Genomic DNA, 13,416 nt, shown 5'->3' with positions numbered 1-13,416 from the left:
TGCTATCCTTCTGGGGGAGACTCCACTGCAACTTCTGAGCTGGGTAACGCCTCTGAGTCTTCTACCTCTGGCTTGAAGACCAAGCGCAACAGGGGTGGCGCAACGAACGTGGTCACAATCACCATGACGATAATACCGGCATCTAGAGCCTTCGAGAGCACACCGCTGGCCGACCCCACAGCCGCAAAAATCAAACCCACTTCACCGCGAGGCACCATACCAATGCCAATGGCCCAACGGTTAATTCCCGGCTGGCCAAAGACCGTTGCCCCTGTTACCACCTTACCAAGAATGGCCACCAATACAAGGAACGAGGCAATGATCAGACCCGCACGATTGGCCGGTTCTAGGGGATTGAGAACGCTAATATCGGTGCGTGCGCCAACACAGACAAAGAAAACTGGCACTAGCATATCGGCAATGGGCAAAATCTGCTCCTCTAGCTCACGTCGTTTTTCCGTTTCCCCCAAGACTAAGCCAGCGGTAAAAGCACCGAGAATCGCTTCCAATTGCAGCATCACTGCCACATAACCAAGGACAAAGGCAAAGATAAGAGAGGGAATCAGTAAGTTGCCGCGCGTTGTCAGGCGATCGACCATTCCCAAAAAGAAGGGACTCAGCAGCCGCCCCACGACAACAGACCCCACCAAAAAGACTACAGAGCTAATGATCAAGTAGATCACATTGCTAATCTCGACCGTGCCCGTTTTGGCTAGACTGGCCACCACTGCCAGCACAATAATGCCGAGAATATCATCGAGAACGGCTGCCCCAATGATGATTTGACCTTCCGGAGAAGTAAGACGTTGAATTTCGGCAAGGACTTTGGCTGTGATGCCAATACTGGTTGCCGTCAGAGCCGCCCCTGCAAAGATGGCCGGTACCAAGTCCACATGAAACAGCGTCACGAGGCCAAGGGTTCCTGCTGTAAAGGGAACCACCACCCCGCCCACAGCAACGATAGCTGCCTGCGGCCCCACCCTCAGCAAACCCTCTAGATCGGACTCCAAGCCAATCTCAAAGAGCAGGATCATGACACCAATTTCTGAGAGGACGGCAATGACCTCACTGGCAGTATTGGCAACCACCGTAGCCAGCGGGTCATCCATACCGGTGGTCTGCTGAATAAACGCCGTCAGCACAGAGGGCTCAGTGGTTCCCCCTTCGGAAAAGACCAACAGGTGCAAGACCGAAATACCAACCACCACACCGCCCACCAGCTCACCCAACACCGGTGGAAAGTTAATGCGGGCACAAATTTCACCGCCCATTTTGCTCGCCAAGTAAATCACCACCAGACTCAGTAAAACAGCGGCCAAAATTAAAGGTGCTGCTTCCGCCAAGTTCACTGATTCTGCTGCCGCATTGGCAAAAAAGGGTTCAAACAGTAGCGCTATCAAAGGCATAGAAGCAAAGGCTCAAAACTCTTTAACTCAGTTAAGCATGCCTTCCCCTTTTGCTCAACCTGCCTCTGGCCTGAACCGAATCCTATTTCTTTCTGTCTAAACTAGGTTGGATTTCAGTCGGTTTATCATCGTTTTTTATAGCAGCGGTCACTCGATCATGCGCATTCTCTTTGTCGAAGATGACCCCCAGCAGCGACAGCCCATTTGCCTAGCACTGCAGCGGCAGGGCTACACCGTTGATACTGCACCCGATTTGAAAACAGCCTACTGGTTAATCCATGAGGTGGATTATGAATTGCTCATTTTAGATTGGCTTTTACCCGATGGTGAAGGCACACAGCTGTGTCGCTATTACCGCCAGCAGCAAAAAACTGCGCCAATTGTCTTTCTTACCGCAAAGGACACGACGGCGGATAAAGTCACTGGCTTAGATGTGGGTGCCGATGATTATCTCATTAAGCCCGTGGATCTATTGGAATTATTGGCACGCATCCGCGCCCTGCGGCGGCGATCGCCCCTCTGGCAGGGGGATGAACTAACCCTTGAGGGATTAACTCTCCACCTAGAGACTCGGAAGTTGAGCTATCAAGGTGTGGAAATTCAGCTTAAAAGTCGAGATTTTCAGTTGCTCAGCTACCTGATGCGCCATCCACGCCAAGTTCTCAGCTGCCAGCAAATTGAAAGTCAACTCTGGGAATGGGATAAATCCCCTGAGAGTAATGCGGTTGCTGTGCGAGTGAAACGGCTGCGGGAGCAATTGAAGCAACTGGGTGTAGAGCATTGGCTCAAAACCCACTATGGTAGTGGTTATTCCTTGAATCCCCAGCAAAATGTTTCTTAGGAAAGTAGTTGGATCAATTCGCTATCGTGCTGGCTTAATTATTGCCATGCCGATTATCTTTCTGTTCATTATTGTCGCGTCATTTATATGGTTGAAGCTAAACCTAATTGAAGATGATGAATGGGTGTTGCATACGCAAAAAGTACGACTAGAAACGCAAAAACTACTTAACTTACTGCTGGACTTGGAAACGGGTGTGCGTGGCTATAGCCTGACAGGCAGTCACCGCTTTCTGCAACCTTACATCGCGGCAAAATCCCGTATTTTTCCATCATTGGAAAAAATTAGAGAGCTGGTACAGGATAATCCTGAGCAACTTAAGGCTTTAGACTCAATCGAGGAAACCCTTCAGCAAAACATTCAGATTTTTGATCATTATGTGTATTCAGAAAATTTTGCATCTATGACTCATTTAGTCAGTAAATCCAACCAAGAGCAGAATATTGATTGGAATAAAAGTCGGATTTTAATGGAAAGAGCACGGCAAAGCATTTACGAATTTTATAAAAATGAGGAGGTGCTGTTGGGCGATCGCCGTCAACATCAAATTGAGTATCGAGAACTCGCATGGTCAATTATTATTGCTGCGGCAGTCATTGGTGGGATTACTAGTCTATTCTCAATTCATTTATTTTATCAATTGGTTACAGAGCTAGAGTCAAGAGAAAATGCTCTGCAAGCAAACAATGCTAAATTGTCTATTGTCTGTGATCAGCTTCAACGATTTACAGCCAATGCCTCCCATGAGTTAAGGGCGCCGTTATCTGTAATTTTAAGCAATAGCCAGCTTGCACTCATGATTTTACAAGAAGACGAAGAAACTTCTCGTGAATCTCTGATAATAGTGGAGCAAAATCTAGCCAAGATTTCTCAAATTGCTAAACAGATGGCGCATCTAGTGAGTGACCTTTTATTTTTGGCTCGCCATGAAGGACAACTCGCAAATTGCCAATCCTTTGATCTGAATTCTTTGATTGCTGAACTTGCCCAAGAATGGCAACTGTCAATGGTGCAGCGTGGGATTACGTTTATGGTTCAGTTGCCGGAGTTACCACTTATCGTAAAGGGTGATTTTTTACTCCTGAAACAGGCGATCGCCAATCTTCTGAGTAATGCCTGTGCCTATACCCCCCAAGGTGGCAAGGTAAAATTGGCAACTCACTCAACAGAGCGCGATGTTCAAATCGCTGTTGTGGATACGGGGGTCGGCATTCCAGAAGCTGCGCTGCCCCATGTCTGCGATCGCTTTTATCGCATTCATCAAGGTCAGAAACAACCGCAGGGCTTTGGTTTGGGGCTAGCGATCGTCAAACAAATTGTTGATGCTCATCAAGGACAGCTGCAAATTCACAGTCGCGTGGGGGAGGGAACAACGGTGACCATTACCTTACCCCCAAGCGGACGTTGACGGACGTTGACATAGTTCTGTCATTTTTTTTCCTTAATCTAGGGATTGAAGCATTGAGGACACAGAAGATGGTTAGGAAGTATTTATGGGCTTTGGGTATGTCTCTTTTTGTAGGTACTACGGGCGTTTTGATGCCACCGATAGCTCAAAGTGTTGCCCAGTCGGTAACTCCGATTCGTAATTTAGGCAATGTCTATGGCATTACCATTCGCGGCACCGTACGCAGTGCGGTTGGCAATCATTTCATTCTCGACGATGGTACTGGCCAAGTCATTGTGGATGCCGGTCCCCGTTGGTTCCACCAAATTAATCTTCAGCCCGGCGAAACGGTCACGGTGGTAGGGAAATATGATGACTATGATTTTGACGCCTTTCGCATTACCCGCGCCAATGGCGAGGTGACTAACATTCGTCCCCATGGTGGGCCTCCCCCTTGGGCAGGTGGCCGGCGACGCTGGGAGCAACGACAGGCACGGTAAATTCTTATAGAGGGGGCAGTTGCCCCTTTTAGCGATCGCTAGCCAAAATCAGCCTAGAATCCAGCCTAGTTCTATTACGGATTCTTGGGTTAAGGCATGAGTTTTTCGAAACTTTCCGCGCAAGGATTCTTGGTATAGTATAAGCGTTTACGAACTACGGTTCACTCGTCATTGGTTAGCCATGCTACTGAAGTCTACAACACGCCACGTTCACATCTATGCCGGCCATGTGGTTGATGGGGAAGTTCATCCTGATACAGAAACGCTGACGCTGAATGTGGATCCCGATAACGAGTTGGAGTGGAACGACGCCGCCCTAGCGAAGGTGGAAGCCAAATTTCAGGAGTTGGTGGCAAATGCCGCTGGCGAGGACTTGACGGAATATAATCTGCGGCGCATTGGCTCGGACTTGGAGCATTTTATTCGCTCTTTGCTGATGCAGGGGGAAATTGGCTACAACCTCAACAGTCGTGTGCGCAACTACAGTCTGGGGATTCCTCGTGTGAATCACTCCTAGATTTATTCGATTTATTCATACTCAATTGCGGATTATTTAACAGGTACTTTGACAGCGGCATTTCCCGCTACAGTCCTGACCTATTGGGATGGATAGAGGGAGTACAATCCTCTCTGCTAGTCGCTTTCACGGTTTTGAAGGTGTGCTCTCTTTGTGAAAGGCGCTGTGTTTGCCTTGTAGTACCGCTGAATTGGCCAAAAAAAAGAGGCCATTACTGACCTCAAAATGACACTTTGACCGCTGAAAATTGGGAGAGAGTTAAGGTCTAGAGGAGACCCCAGAAGTGAAGCACGCCTTGTTTGGTGATCAGTTCTGTGAGTAGCGCCGCCACAAAGCCGATCATGGCGAGGCGACCGTTCCAAATTTCAGCTTGGGGGGTGAATCCAAAGACCCATGCGTTGCGATCTTCAGCTTTGATGGTTTTGGTATCTTCCATGGTTTTGACTCCTGATCGAACCCTGTACCCTCACTGTAACAATTCTTTACTAATTCCGCAACATCTCTTAATATATTTTTCTCTATTGCTGTCCTAGAGGGCGATCGCAATATCCCTAATCAATGACTGTGGCCATCTTCACGTTCTCCAGCTTGGCGAGGATTTGCGGCTTGTAGTTTTCAAACTCTGCTTTGAGGAGATTACGGCTCACAATCGCTGGGGCAGAACTGGGCAAGCTTTTACTGGTTTGCAGCCAATCCCGTAGCAGTTGCCGCTGGAAGGTAGCGATCGTAAACATGCGGACATTGATGCAGTGTTGCGGATCCTCAAGGGAGAAAAAGAGCAGCGGATAGTAGCCGGTCTCCGAGAGCAAAACGCAGAGTTCTTGGTTGCGTGGCAGTTTCATATCCAAATAACAGGGCAACCAGCGGGGCCCTTGCTTGGGATCGTAGATGGCAGTAATCCAGAGGATCATCGGGTGGGGACTGGTGGTAAAGAGAAACTGGTTGTAGCGAATATTGAGCATGCGCCGATCAATTTCTGGGCGAGGCAGCATCACCCACAGCGAGGCGGCTGATTCCCGCTGTGCATACAAAGGCATCGGAAAGACAATTTCCGCTACGGGTTTATCGGCAGGCCAAACACTTTGCCAGCAGACTTCTTCAACCGTTGCAAGGGCAACAGGCGGTTGAGACTGGCGTTCTGAGGGTTGAGAGACTTTTGCAGCGACCTCTACCCCCGGCTGGGTGACTCGACTACTCCCAAACTGTTCCTCAAGGGCTGTTAAGACCTTGATAATTTCACCGACGTTTTGGGGGCGATCGCTGGGGGACTTGGCCATGCAGGCCATGATCAGTTCCTCAAGGACAGGAGGAAGATACAACCCTGGACTGGCCACATTGAAGGGCACTGGCTTTTGGAAGTGGTGTGCCTTAAACCAACTGCCAATGGAGTGGGTGTCCGCCTGAATGGGCATCTTGCCGGTGAGTAGCTCATACATGGTGATGCCAAGACTGTAGATATCCGAGCGGTGATCCAACTCTCGCCCTTCAATTTGCTCTGGGGAACAGTAGGCCAAAGTGCCCATAAACGACGAGGTTTGCCTTTTTTCAGAGACATCCCCCAAAAATTTGGCAATCCCAAAATCCAATAGCTTCGCAAGTTCCCCCATCGTGCCATCCTGAATCACAAGGACGTTGCTAGGTTTAATGTCACGGTGAATAATGGGGCATTTTTGGCCTTCGATGATAATTCCCTCATGGGCTACCTGCAGACCAAGGCACATATGGCGTGCAATTCGCAGAAATCGGCTTAAGGGCAGGGGTTCTTCTAGGAGCAAATCACTGAGGTTTTCGCCTTCCAAAAATTCCATGACGTAGAAGGGAATTTCCTCGTTGTTCATGCCGTAGTCGAGCACCCGCACCACGTGCATACTTTTCTGACCGAGGAGAGCACCCGCGCGCGCTTCTTGGGCAAAGCGGGTTTTCATGCGATCGTTGAGCAGGGTTTGCGACAGGAATTTAACGGCAACCGGAACGCCGCCAAGGAGAATGTCCTCTGCCCGATACACCCGTCCCATTGAGCCTTTGCCAATCAGCTCCGTCAGCTGGTACCGATTCATCAGAATTTGGCCAATGTTGGTATCGCGGTGCGGTTCTGACATAGTTGCCTCAAGGGGAAATCGGCTGGCGAGGTCGCAAACAGGGAAGCATTGTGTTGCTAGGTCGCTATGGTTATACGTCTATTATCTCTAGAGTCTTTAGGTTCTGTTTGATCCATTGGGGCGATCGCTCCCCCCTAATCCGTAGTTTCCTAAGCCTTTTTAGGGTTCTAAGCATTAGGAACGCCTAACCAAGACATCAATGACGAACTGGTAATCTGAATCTCTTTATCGAGATCGGGAACGGGAATAAAGACCACACCGCCACTACAGGAAATTTCCCCCACCGATCGCCACTGATTCGCGGTATAGATATGGACATAATTAACTGCGCCCCGTCGCCAACTGCGCCACATCTCACTGGCAGCACAATCATAGAGTTGATAGCCTTCGGGAATGGCGGCACGGGTAAAGGGCACCAGTTGTGCCTTATTTTGAGCGAGATCAGGGAAGAATGATCCATGGGTCAATGCTTGTCGCAAAGATTCCCACGCATCGCAGTAGCGCTTGATCATGATCTGCGGTTGACCATGCTCACTTTTGCCCGTGGCAATGACGCCCGCTTTGTTGTCCACCAGTTGCCAAGTCCCTAAAACCGATTCAATGCGATAGTTGGGATTTGAGGCAAGGCTCTCAGCCCCATTGACAACATCGGCAACAAAAACAGCAAACAACTCGCTGTCATCCATGAACTCACTCCCGCTCCTGCTTTTTTATAGTTTACTTTGCCGCTCCAGTCGGAGAGAGGTCGGTCATTGTTTTTGCTCTTGTGAAATTAAAATATCTGTGAAAATTTCCTTTCTGAGGCGATCGCAAAGCTCCGTATAATCATGGATTGATAAGGTAGTTGCATGGCTGCCTTCACTGGACTCTTACGCAGGGGTATCTCCCACACTCTGACTGCTTTGAGATGCTTTGACTTCTGAGGTTAACCATGAAATATCGCATTTTAATGGCGACGCTGCTGGCGGTATGTTTAGGGATTTTTTCCTTGAGCGCCCCCGCCTTTGCCGCAAAACAGACTTTAACCTATGACGATATTGTCGGCACTGGTCTGGCCAACAAGTGCCCCACGCTTGATGATACGGCACGCGGTGCCTACCCCATTGATAGCTCCCAAACCTATCGCATTGCCCAACTGTGCTTACAGCCCACGACATTTTTGGTCAAGGAAGAGCCTAAGAACAAACGCCAAGAGGCCGAATTTGTCCCCACAAAACTGGTGACCCGCGAAACCACGAGCTTGGATCAAATTCAAGGGGAACTCAAGGTCAACAGCGATGGCAGCCTCACGTTCATAGAAGAGGATGGGATTGATTTCCAACCAGTGACCGTGCAAATGCCCGGTGGCGAGCGTATCCCACTGCTGTTTACGGTGAAAAACTTGGTGGCGAGCACTCAGCCCAACATTACTAGCATCACCACTTCAACGGATTTCAAAGGGGAATTCACCGTTCCTTCCTACCGCACTGCCAACTTCCTCGATCCCAAAGGACGGGGCTTGGCCTCTGGTTATGATTCGGCGATCGCCATTCCCCAAGGTAAAGAAGAAGAGCTGGCTCGCGCCAACGTCAAACGCTTCTCCTTGACCAAGGGTGAAATTTCTCTGAATGTGGCGAAAGTGGATGGCCGCACGGGTGAAATTGCTGGCACCTTTGAAAGTGAGCAACTCTCCGATGATGATATGGGTGCCCACGAACCTCACGAAGTGAAAATTCAAGGGGTCTTTTACGCCCGCATCGAACCTGCCTAGGATCGACCAGCCCATGGCGACTCTTTTAGAACTCAGGGAACTGCGGGTCGCCTACCCTACAACGGAGACATCATCTGCTGCAACATTCGTGGTGGATGGTGTTTCTTTTTGTGTGGCCGCTGGGGAGCGGTTTGGCTTAGTGGGGGAGTCAGGTTGTGGCAAATCCACGATTGGTAAGGCCATTTTGCAATTATTGCCGACTGGGTCACAGGTTGCTGGGGAGATCGCCCTTCAGGGGCAATCCCTTTTGGGGCTGACCACTTCCCAATTGCGGCGACTGCGGGGCGAGCAAATTGGCTTGGTCTTTCAAGATCCGATGACGCGCCTCAATCCCCTCATGAGCGTCTATGACCACTGCGATGAGCTATTGCGGAGTCATTGCTCTGCTTGGAGTCGCTCCCAACGGCGGCAGCGCATTGTTGAGGTGTTGGATCGGGTGAAAATTTCGGCCAATCGCCTGCATCAGTATCCCCATGAGTTGAGTGGCGGGATGCGGCAACGGGTGGCGATCGCCCTTGCGTTGCTCTTGAACCCACCCCTGATCATTGCCGATGAACCAACAACGGCGCTAGATGTGACTGTCGCGGCGGAAATTCTCGATGAACTCACGCGCCTGTGCCAAGAAGAGCAGCGGGGACTGCTGCTGATTTCCCACGATCTGGCATTGATGGCCAAGTATTGCGATCGCCTTGCGGTCATGCACCAAGGCAAGATTGTTGAACGGGGAGCGGCTCGTCAAGTGCTGCAACAGCCCCAACACCCCTATACCCAGTCCCTACTTGCGGCCACCCAACTCACCGCTAAAGAAACCCCACCCTTGGACACTGCCCCAGAACTGCTGCGGGTTCACAATTTACAGCGGCACTACCGCTTGGGGGGATGGCTACAACCGCAAACCACGATTCGAGCGGTAGATGGCGTCGATCTGACGTTGCGCCGGGGAGAAACCCTTGGCCTTGTGGGCGAATCTGGCTGTGGTAAAAGTACGCTCTCGCGCTTGATTCTGCAACTGATTCCCGCCAACGCCGGTGAAGTGGTCTTTTTGGGGCGCAATTTAACTCAATTACCCGCGGCACAACTGCGCCCAGTCCGCCGCGATCTGCAAATGATTTTCCAAGACCCCCATGCCTGCCTTAATCCCAAAATGACCGTGGAGCAAAACTTGCTGGAGCCACTGCTAATTCATCGGCTGATGGCCAAAGAGGCTGCCCAAGAACGGGTACGCGAGATGCTGGCACAGGTGGAATTGACCCCCCCTGAAGCCTATGTTCATCGCTATCCCTATGCCCTATCGGGGGGACAACGCCAACGGGTGGCGATCGCCCGTGCCCTGATTACCCATCCCCAACTGGTGGTCTGTGATGAGCCGGTGAGCATGCTCGATGCCCATATTCAACGCCAGGTGCTGGCACTGATGCAGCAGTTAAAAGAACAATTCCAACTCACGTATCTCTTTATCACCCACGATCTGGGGGTCGCCCGCTATTTTTGCGATCGCATTGCCGTCATGTACGCTGGCAAGATTGTTGAACTGGCGCCCACCGCCCAATTGTTTGCCCAGCCGCAACATCCCTACACGCAAAAATTGCTGGCCGCTGCTCTGTAGCTGGTCTTAACCACTTTTCCCCCATTTCTTAGGCAAACCCTAACCCAACTTCCCTAAGTTATAAACTGGCTGCCCACAGTGGATGAATTTGGAACGAGATACGCTTCATGGCTGAATATTTTGGTGATCTGTTACCCCGTGTCCTAAGCCGACGCACCGTACTAAAAACTGCTCTTTTTGGCGCGGCGGGTTTAACCCTTGCAACCCTGACCAAAGGGTGTGCCACTGCACCGGCTTTAGGCTTTCCAACGATTTACCCCAACACCGACGATAAAATTACGCTGCCTGAGGGCTTTGAGCATGGCGTCGTGATTCGCTGGGGCGATGCCCTCGATGGTGGTGAAAACTTGAATTGGAATCGCATTCACCAAACAGTCACCGCAGCTGATGTCCAGCGGCAGCAGCAGTGCTTTGGCTACAACTGTGATTTTGTTGGCTACCAGACCACACCCGATGGCAAGCATTTGCTCGTTGTGAATCATGAATACACCAATCCTGAACTCATGTTTCAAACGGTGGGCGATCGCCCCAATCAATGGCAAGCCGCACTCCAGCGGGAAGCCCATGGCCTCTCCATTGTCGAGATTGCCAAAAACGCCAATGGCGGCTGGCAATATGTGAAAGCCTCGCCCTACAACCGCCGAATCACAGGTTCAACGCCCTGTGAGATTTCTGGCCCTGCCAAAGGCCATGCCCTTTTGAAGACGGCTGGGGATCCCACGGGGACACGGGTCAACGGCACCCTCAATAACTGCTCAGCGGGCAAAACCCCTTGGGGCACGGTACTCACCTGTGAAGAAAACTTCCATAGCTATTTTGGCGGCAGTGATAGCAACCTCACGGGCATGGTGAAGGAGCTACATAAGCGCTATGACATTCCCAATGAGCGAGCCGATCGCTATGGCTTTTATCTCTATGAAGATCGCTTCAACATCGCGAAGGAACCCCAAGAGGCCTTTCGCTTTGGCTGGGTTGTGGAAGTGGATCCTCTTTCTCCGGATCGCGCCCCCATTAAACGCACAGCCCTAGGACGGTTTCGCCATGAGGCGGCGACAACGGTGATTGCCCCCGATGGTCGAGTTGTGGTGTATATGGGTGATGATGAACGCTTTGAGTATGCCTACAAATTCATTACCAAGGGCAAGTACCAAGCCAACGATCGCGCCGCCAATTTGAATCTGTTGGATGAAGGGGAACTGTACGTTGCTCGCTTTAATGACGATCTGACGGGTGAATGGCGAGCGATCGCCCGCGTTGAGGGCAGTACAATTAGCCCCAACCCCAACCTGCCCACAGCCTTCCAACAGGATCCTGCCCTGTGTTTTATTTACACCCGCGCCGCCGCCGATGCCCTAGGGGCAACAAAAATGGATCGACCCGAGGACTTCGAGTGGAATCCGGTCACCAAAAGTGTTTGGCTGGCGCTGACCTACAACGAGAAACGGAAGGCTAAGGCCACGGATGGCGCCAACCCGCGTCCTGAAAATGTGATGGGGCATGTGATTGAAATGATTGAGCAGGGCAATAACCCAACCGCCTTGCAGTTTCAGTGGCGTTTACCTTTGCTTTGTGGAGATCCCTCCGCCCCAGAGAAAAACCGCCAGTTAGTGCTGTATGGTGAACCCACCAACGCAGAGGTACCGCCAATCTCAGCACCGGATAACTTGACCTTCGATCGCGCCGGCAATGTCTGGATTGCCACCGATGGCAATGGCGGATCAACCCGCTTGGGTAAAAATGATGGCGTTTATGTCCTCAATCCGCAGCGCCGCGAACTGAAGATGTTCCTCTCTGGCGTGCCCGGCTGTGAAATTTGTGGCCCTGAATTTAGCAGTGACTATCAAACCTTTTTCTGTGCCATTCAGCATCCGGGGGAAGGGGCAAAATCCACAGCTGATCTGTCAACACGCTGGCCCTATGGAGAAGAGGTGGTCGTGCCTCGGCCTGCCGTGATTGCCGTGTGGCGCTCAGATGGCCGGGAAGTGTCAGCCTAGGGTTTGCGGGAAGAATAGCGATTGATCCCTTCAGGACGCAGGGGTACGACTGGGGCAGCCCGGCGGCGGTGGGTTCTAGACGTTTTGGCGCGAGTGTTTGTGGCAGCGGGGAAGGCAATCACCTCTGCCTGCTGTCCTTCACGGGCACAGCGAATCAACAGGCCAGCGATCGCCATACTGGCCATAATTGAGCTACCGCCATAGCTAAAGAGGGGAAAGGGTAATCCTGTTGTCGGTAGGATACCAATGGCGACACCTATATTAATCAAGGCCTGTAGGAGCATGATCACCGTTGCCCCCAAGGCAATGAGCTGGATCAGGGGATCCCGCGCCTGATTCACCACCCGCATTCCCAGCCAACCGTAGGCTGCCAGCAGTCCTAGGAGCAAGAGGCACCCCAATAGCCCCATTTCCTCGGCATAGACCGCAAAAATAAAATCCGTGTGCTGGATGGGCAAATACGAGAGCTTTTGCTGTGAAAAGCCATAGCCCGTGCCCAAAACGCCCCCCGAAGCAACCGCCAAGAGACTCTGCACCAGTTGGTAGCCATCCCCCATCGCATCCGCCCAAGGGTTGAGGAAGGACATCACCCGCCGCCGTTGATACTCGTTAATGCTGATGCTGAGGACTGCCAAGCCCAAGCCACTCATGGCTGTTAACAGCAGGGGCGCCAAGGGTAAACCTGCACCCAAGGCAATGAGCCACAATGTCATGCCGCAGAGGGCGGTGGTACTGAGGTTCGGTTGAATTAAAATTCCTAGCAGCGTCACGGCAAAGGCCGTTAACCAAAAACAGCGTGCCTTGAGATGCAGCCGCCGCCACGAACTAAACACCCAAGCCGCTTGCAGGACTAAAAAAGGCTTCATCATCTCCGAGGGCTGGAGTTGAAAAGGACCAAGACTAATCCAGCGGGTGGCGCCCATCACCGTTGTCCCGACCCCCGGTAGGCGTGTTGCCCAGATCAGCAGCAGAAACAAAAAGAACCCTGGAATGGCCATCTGGAGCGATCGCCGCAGGGGTAGCCGTAGAAACAATTGAAACCCTGCCCAGCCAAGGGCAAGCCACAGCAACTGGCGCGTAAAGTAGTACAGCCCATCCCCTGTTTCGGCCAAACCGACGGGAAAACTAGCGGAAAAGAGGACGACCAAGCCAAGACCAATCCACACTAGGGTCAACCAATGGAGCAATCGTGCTTCTAGGGTCCACTGCCGCAGGTCGCCAACCGCTTCGCTGCGCCGCAGGCGATCGCCAAAGGGGAGAAAACGCCACCAACTCACGCTTAGATGACCCTCACTGGCACCGGCCACTATAGGAAC

12 protein-coding genes are annotated in these 13,416 nt (G+C 51.6%); 7 read left to right on the top strand and 5 right to left on the bottom strand.

Translation table 11 applies throughout. The annotated features are described in order from the left end of the window. Nucleotides 1-2: 2 nt before the first annotated feature. Nucleotides 3-1,406 carry a cation:proton antiporter gene (locus RHJ02_RS07830; protein ID WP_310742859.1) on the bottom strand — a complete coding sequence of 468 codons (1,404 nt, stop codon included), beginning with the start codon at nucleotides 1,404-1,406 and terminating at the stop codon, nucleotides 3-5. Nucleotides 1,407-1,563: 157 nt separating this feature from the next. On the opposite strand from RHJ02_RS07830, the gene RHJ02_RS07825 reads away from it, so the two are divergent. From RHJ02_RS07825 to ndhM, 4 genes are all read left to right on the top strand, one after another. Beyond that, the gene (locus RHJ02_RS07825) at nucleotides 1,564-2,247 is read left to right on the top strand and encodes a response regulator transcription factor (RefSeq protein WP_206199688.1); all 684 of its coding nucleotides are present in this window, start codon (nucleotides 1,564-1,566) and stop codon (nucleotides 2,245-2,247) included. Nucleotides 2,248-2,293: 46 nt separating this feature from the next. Further along, nucleotides 2,294-3,655: a CHASE3 domain-containing protein gene (locus RHJ02_RS07820; protein WP_310800097.1), complete on the top strand. Its 1,362-nt coding sequence runs from the start codon at nucleotides 2,294-2,296 to the stop codon at nucleotides 3,653-3,655. 131 nt (nucleotides 3,656-3,786) lie between these two features. Next, nucleotides 3,787-4,134: a hypothetical protein gene (locus RHJ02_RS07815; RefSeq protein ID WP_310822092.1), complete on the top strand. Its 348-nt coding sequence runs from the start codon at nucleotides 3,787-3,789 to the stop codon at nucleotides 4,132-4,134. A 181-nt stretch (nucleotides 4,135-4,315) separates the two neighbouring features. After that, complete coding sequence (gene ndhM / locus RHJ02_RS07810; RefSeq protein ID WP_206199685.1) at nucleotides 4,316-4,651, top strand: photosynthetic/respiratory NAD(P)H-quinone oxidoreductase subunit M; 336 nt, start codon at nucleotides 4,316-4,318, stop codon at nucleotides 4,649-4,651. A gap of 265 nt (nucleotides 4,652-4,916) precedes the next feature. Here ndhM and RHJ02_RS07805 read toward each other — a convergent pair whose 3' ends face one another. The 3 genes from RHJ02_RS07805 to RHJ02_RS07795 form a co-directional block, all read right to left on the bottom strand. Continuing rightward, a complete protein-coding gene (locus RHJ02_RS07805) occupies nucleotides 4,917-5,087 on the bottom strand; it encodes a chlorophyll a/b-binding protein (RefSeq protein WP_011056299.1) in 171 nt (56 codons plus the stop codon). Nucleotides 5,088-5,202: 115 nt separating this feature from the next. Further along, nucleotides 5,203-6,750: a serine/threonine-protein kinase gene (locus RHJ02_RS07800; protein ID WP_206199683.1), complete on the bottom strand. Its 1,548-nt coding sequence runs from the start codon at nucleotides 6,748-6,750 to the stop codon at nucleotides 5,203-5,205. Between the two features lie 167 nt (nucleotides 6,751-6,917). Beyond that, nucleotides 6,918-7,436, bottom strand: a complete 519-nt coding sequence (locus RHJ02_RS07795; protein ID WP_206199682.1) for a hypothetical protein — start codon at nucleotides 7,434-7,436, stop codon at nucleotides 6,918-6,920. Between the two features lie 245 nt (nucleotides 7,437-7,681). Between RHJ02_RS07795 and RHJ02_RS07790 the strand changes: the two genes are divergently transcribed. From RHJ02_RS07790 to RHJ02_RS07780, 3 genes are all read left to right on the top strand, one after another. Next, on the top strand, nucleotides 7,682-8,500 hold the full coding sequence (locus RHJ02_RS07790) for a photosystem II manganese-stabilizing polypeptide (RefSeq protein ID WP_206199681.1): 819 nt from the start codon (nucleotides 7,682-7,684) through the stop codon (nucleotides 8,498-8,500). Between the two features lie 13 nt (nucleotides 8,501-8,513). Next, a complete protein-coding gene (locus tag RHJ02_RS07785) occupies nucleotides 8,514-10,106 on the top strand; it encodes an ABC transporter ATP-binding protein (protein WP_206199680.1) in 1,593 nt (530 codons plus the stop codon). Between the two features lie 107 nt (nucleotides 10,107-10,213). Beyond that, nucleotides 10,214-12,100, top strand: a complete 1,887-nt coding sequence (locus RHJ02_RS07780; RefSeq protein WP_206199679.1) for a PhoX family phosphatase — start codon at nucleotides 10,214-10,216, stop codon at nucleotides 12,098-12,100. Here the strand turns inward: RHJ02_RS07780 and RHJ02_RS07775 are convergent. Then, nucleotides 12,097-13,377 (bottom strand): putative peptidoglycan glycosyltransferase FtsW, encoded by a 1,281-nt coding sequence (locus RHJ02_RS07775; RefSeq protein ID WP_255521439.1) that lies wholly within the window; start codon nucleotides 13,375-13,377, stop codon nucleotides 12,097-12,099. The two genes, RHJ02_RS07780 and RHJ02_RS07775, sit on opposite strands and share 4 nt — an antisense overlap. Between the last annotated feature and the right edge of the window lie 39 nt (nucleotides 13,378-13,416).

The sequence above is a fragment of the Thermosynechococcus sp. TG215 genome (genome assembly GCF_031583455.1).
GTDB lineage: Bacteria > Cyanobacteriota > Cyanobacteriia > Thermosynechococcales > Thermosynechococcaceae > Thermosynechococcus.
The sequence above is the reverse complement of the archived record's forward strand: the minus strand, read 5'-3'. Positions and strand labels throughout refer to the sequence as shown.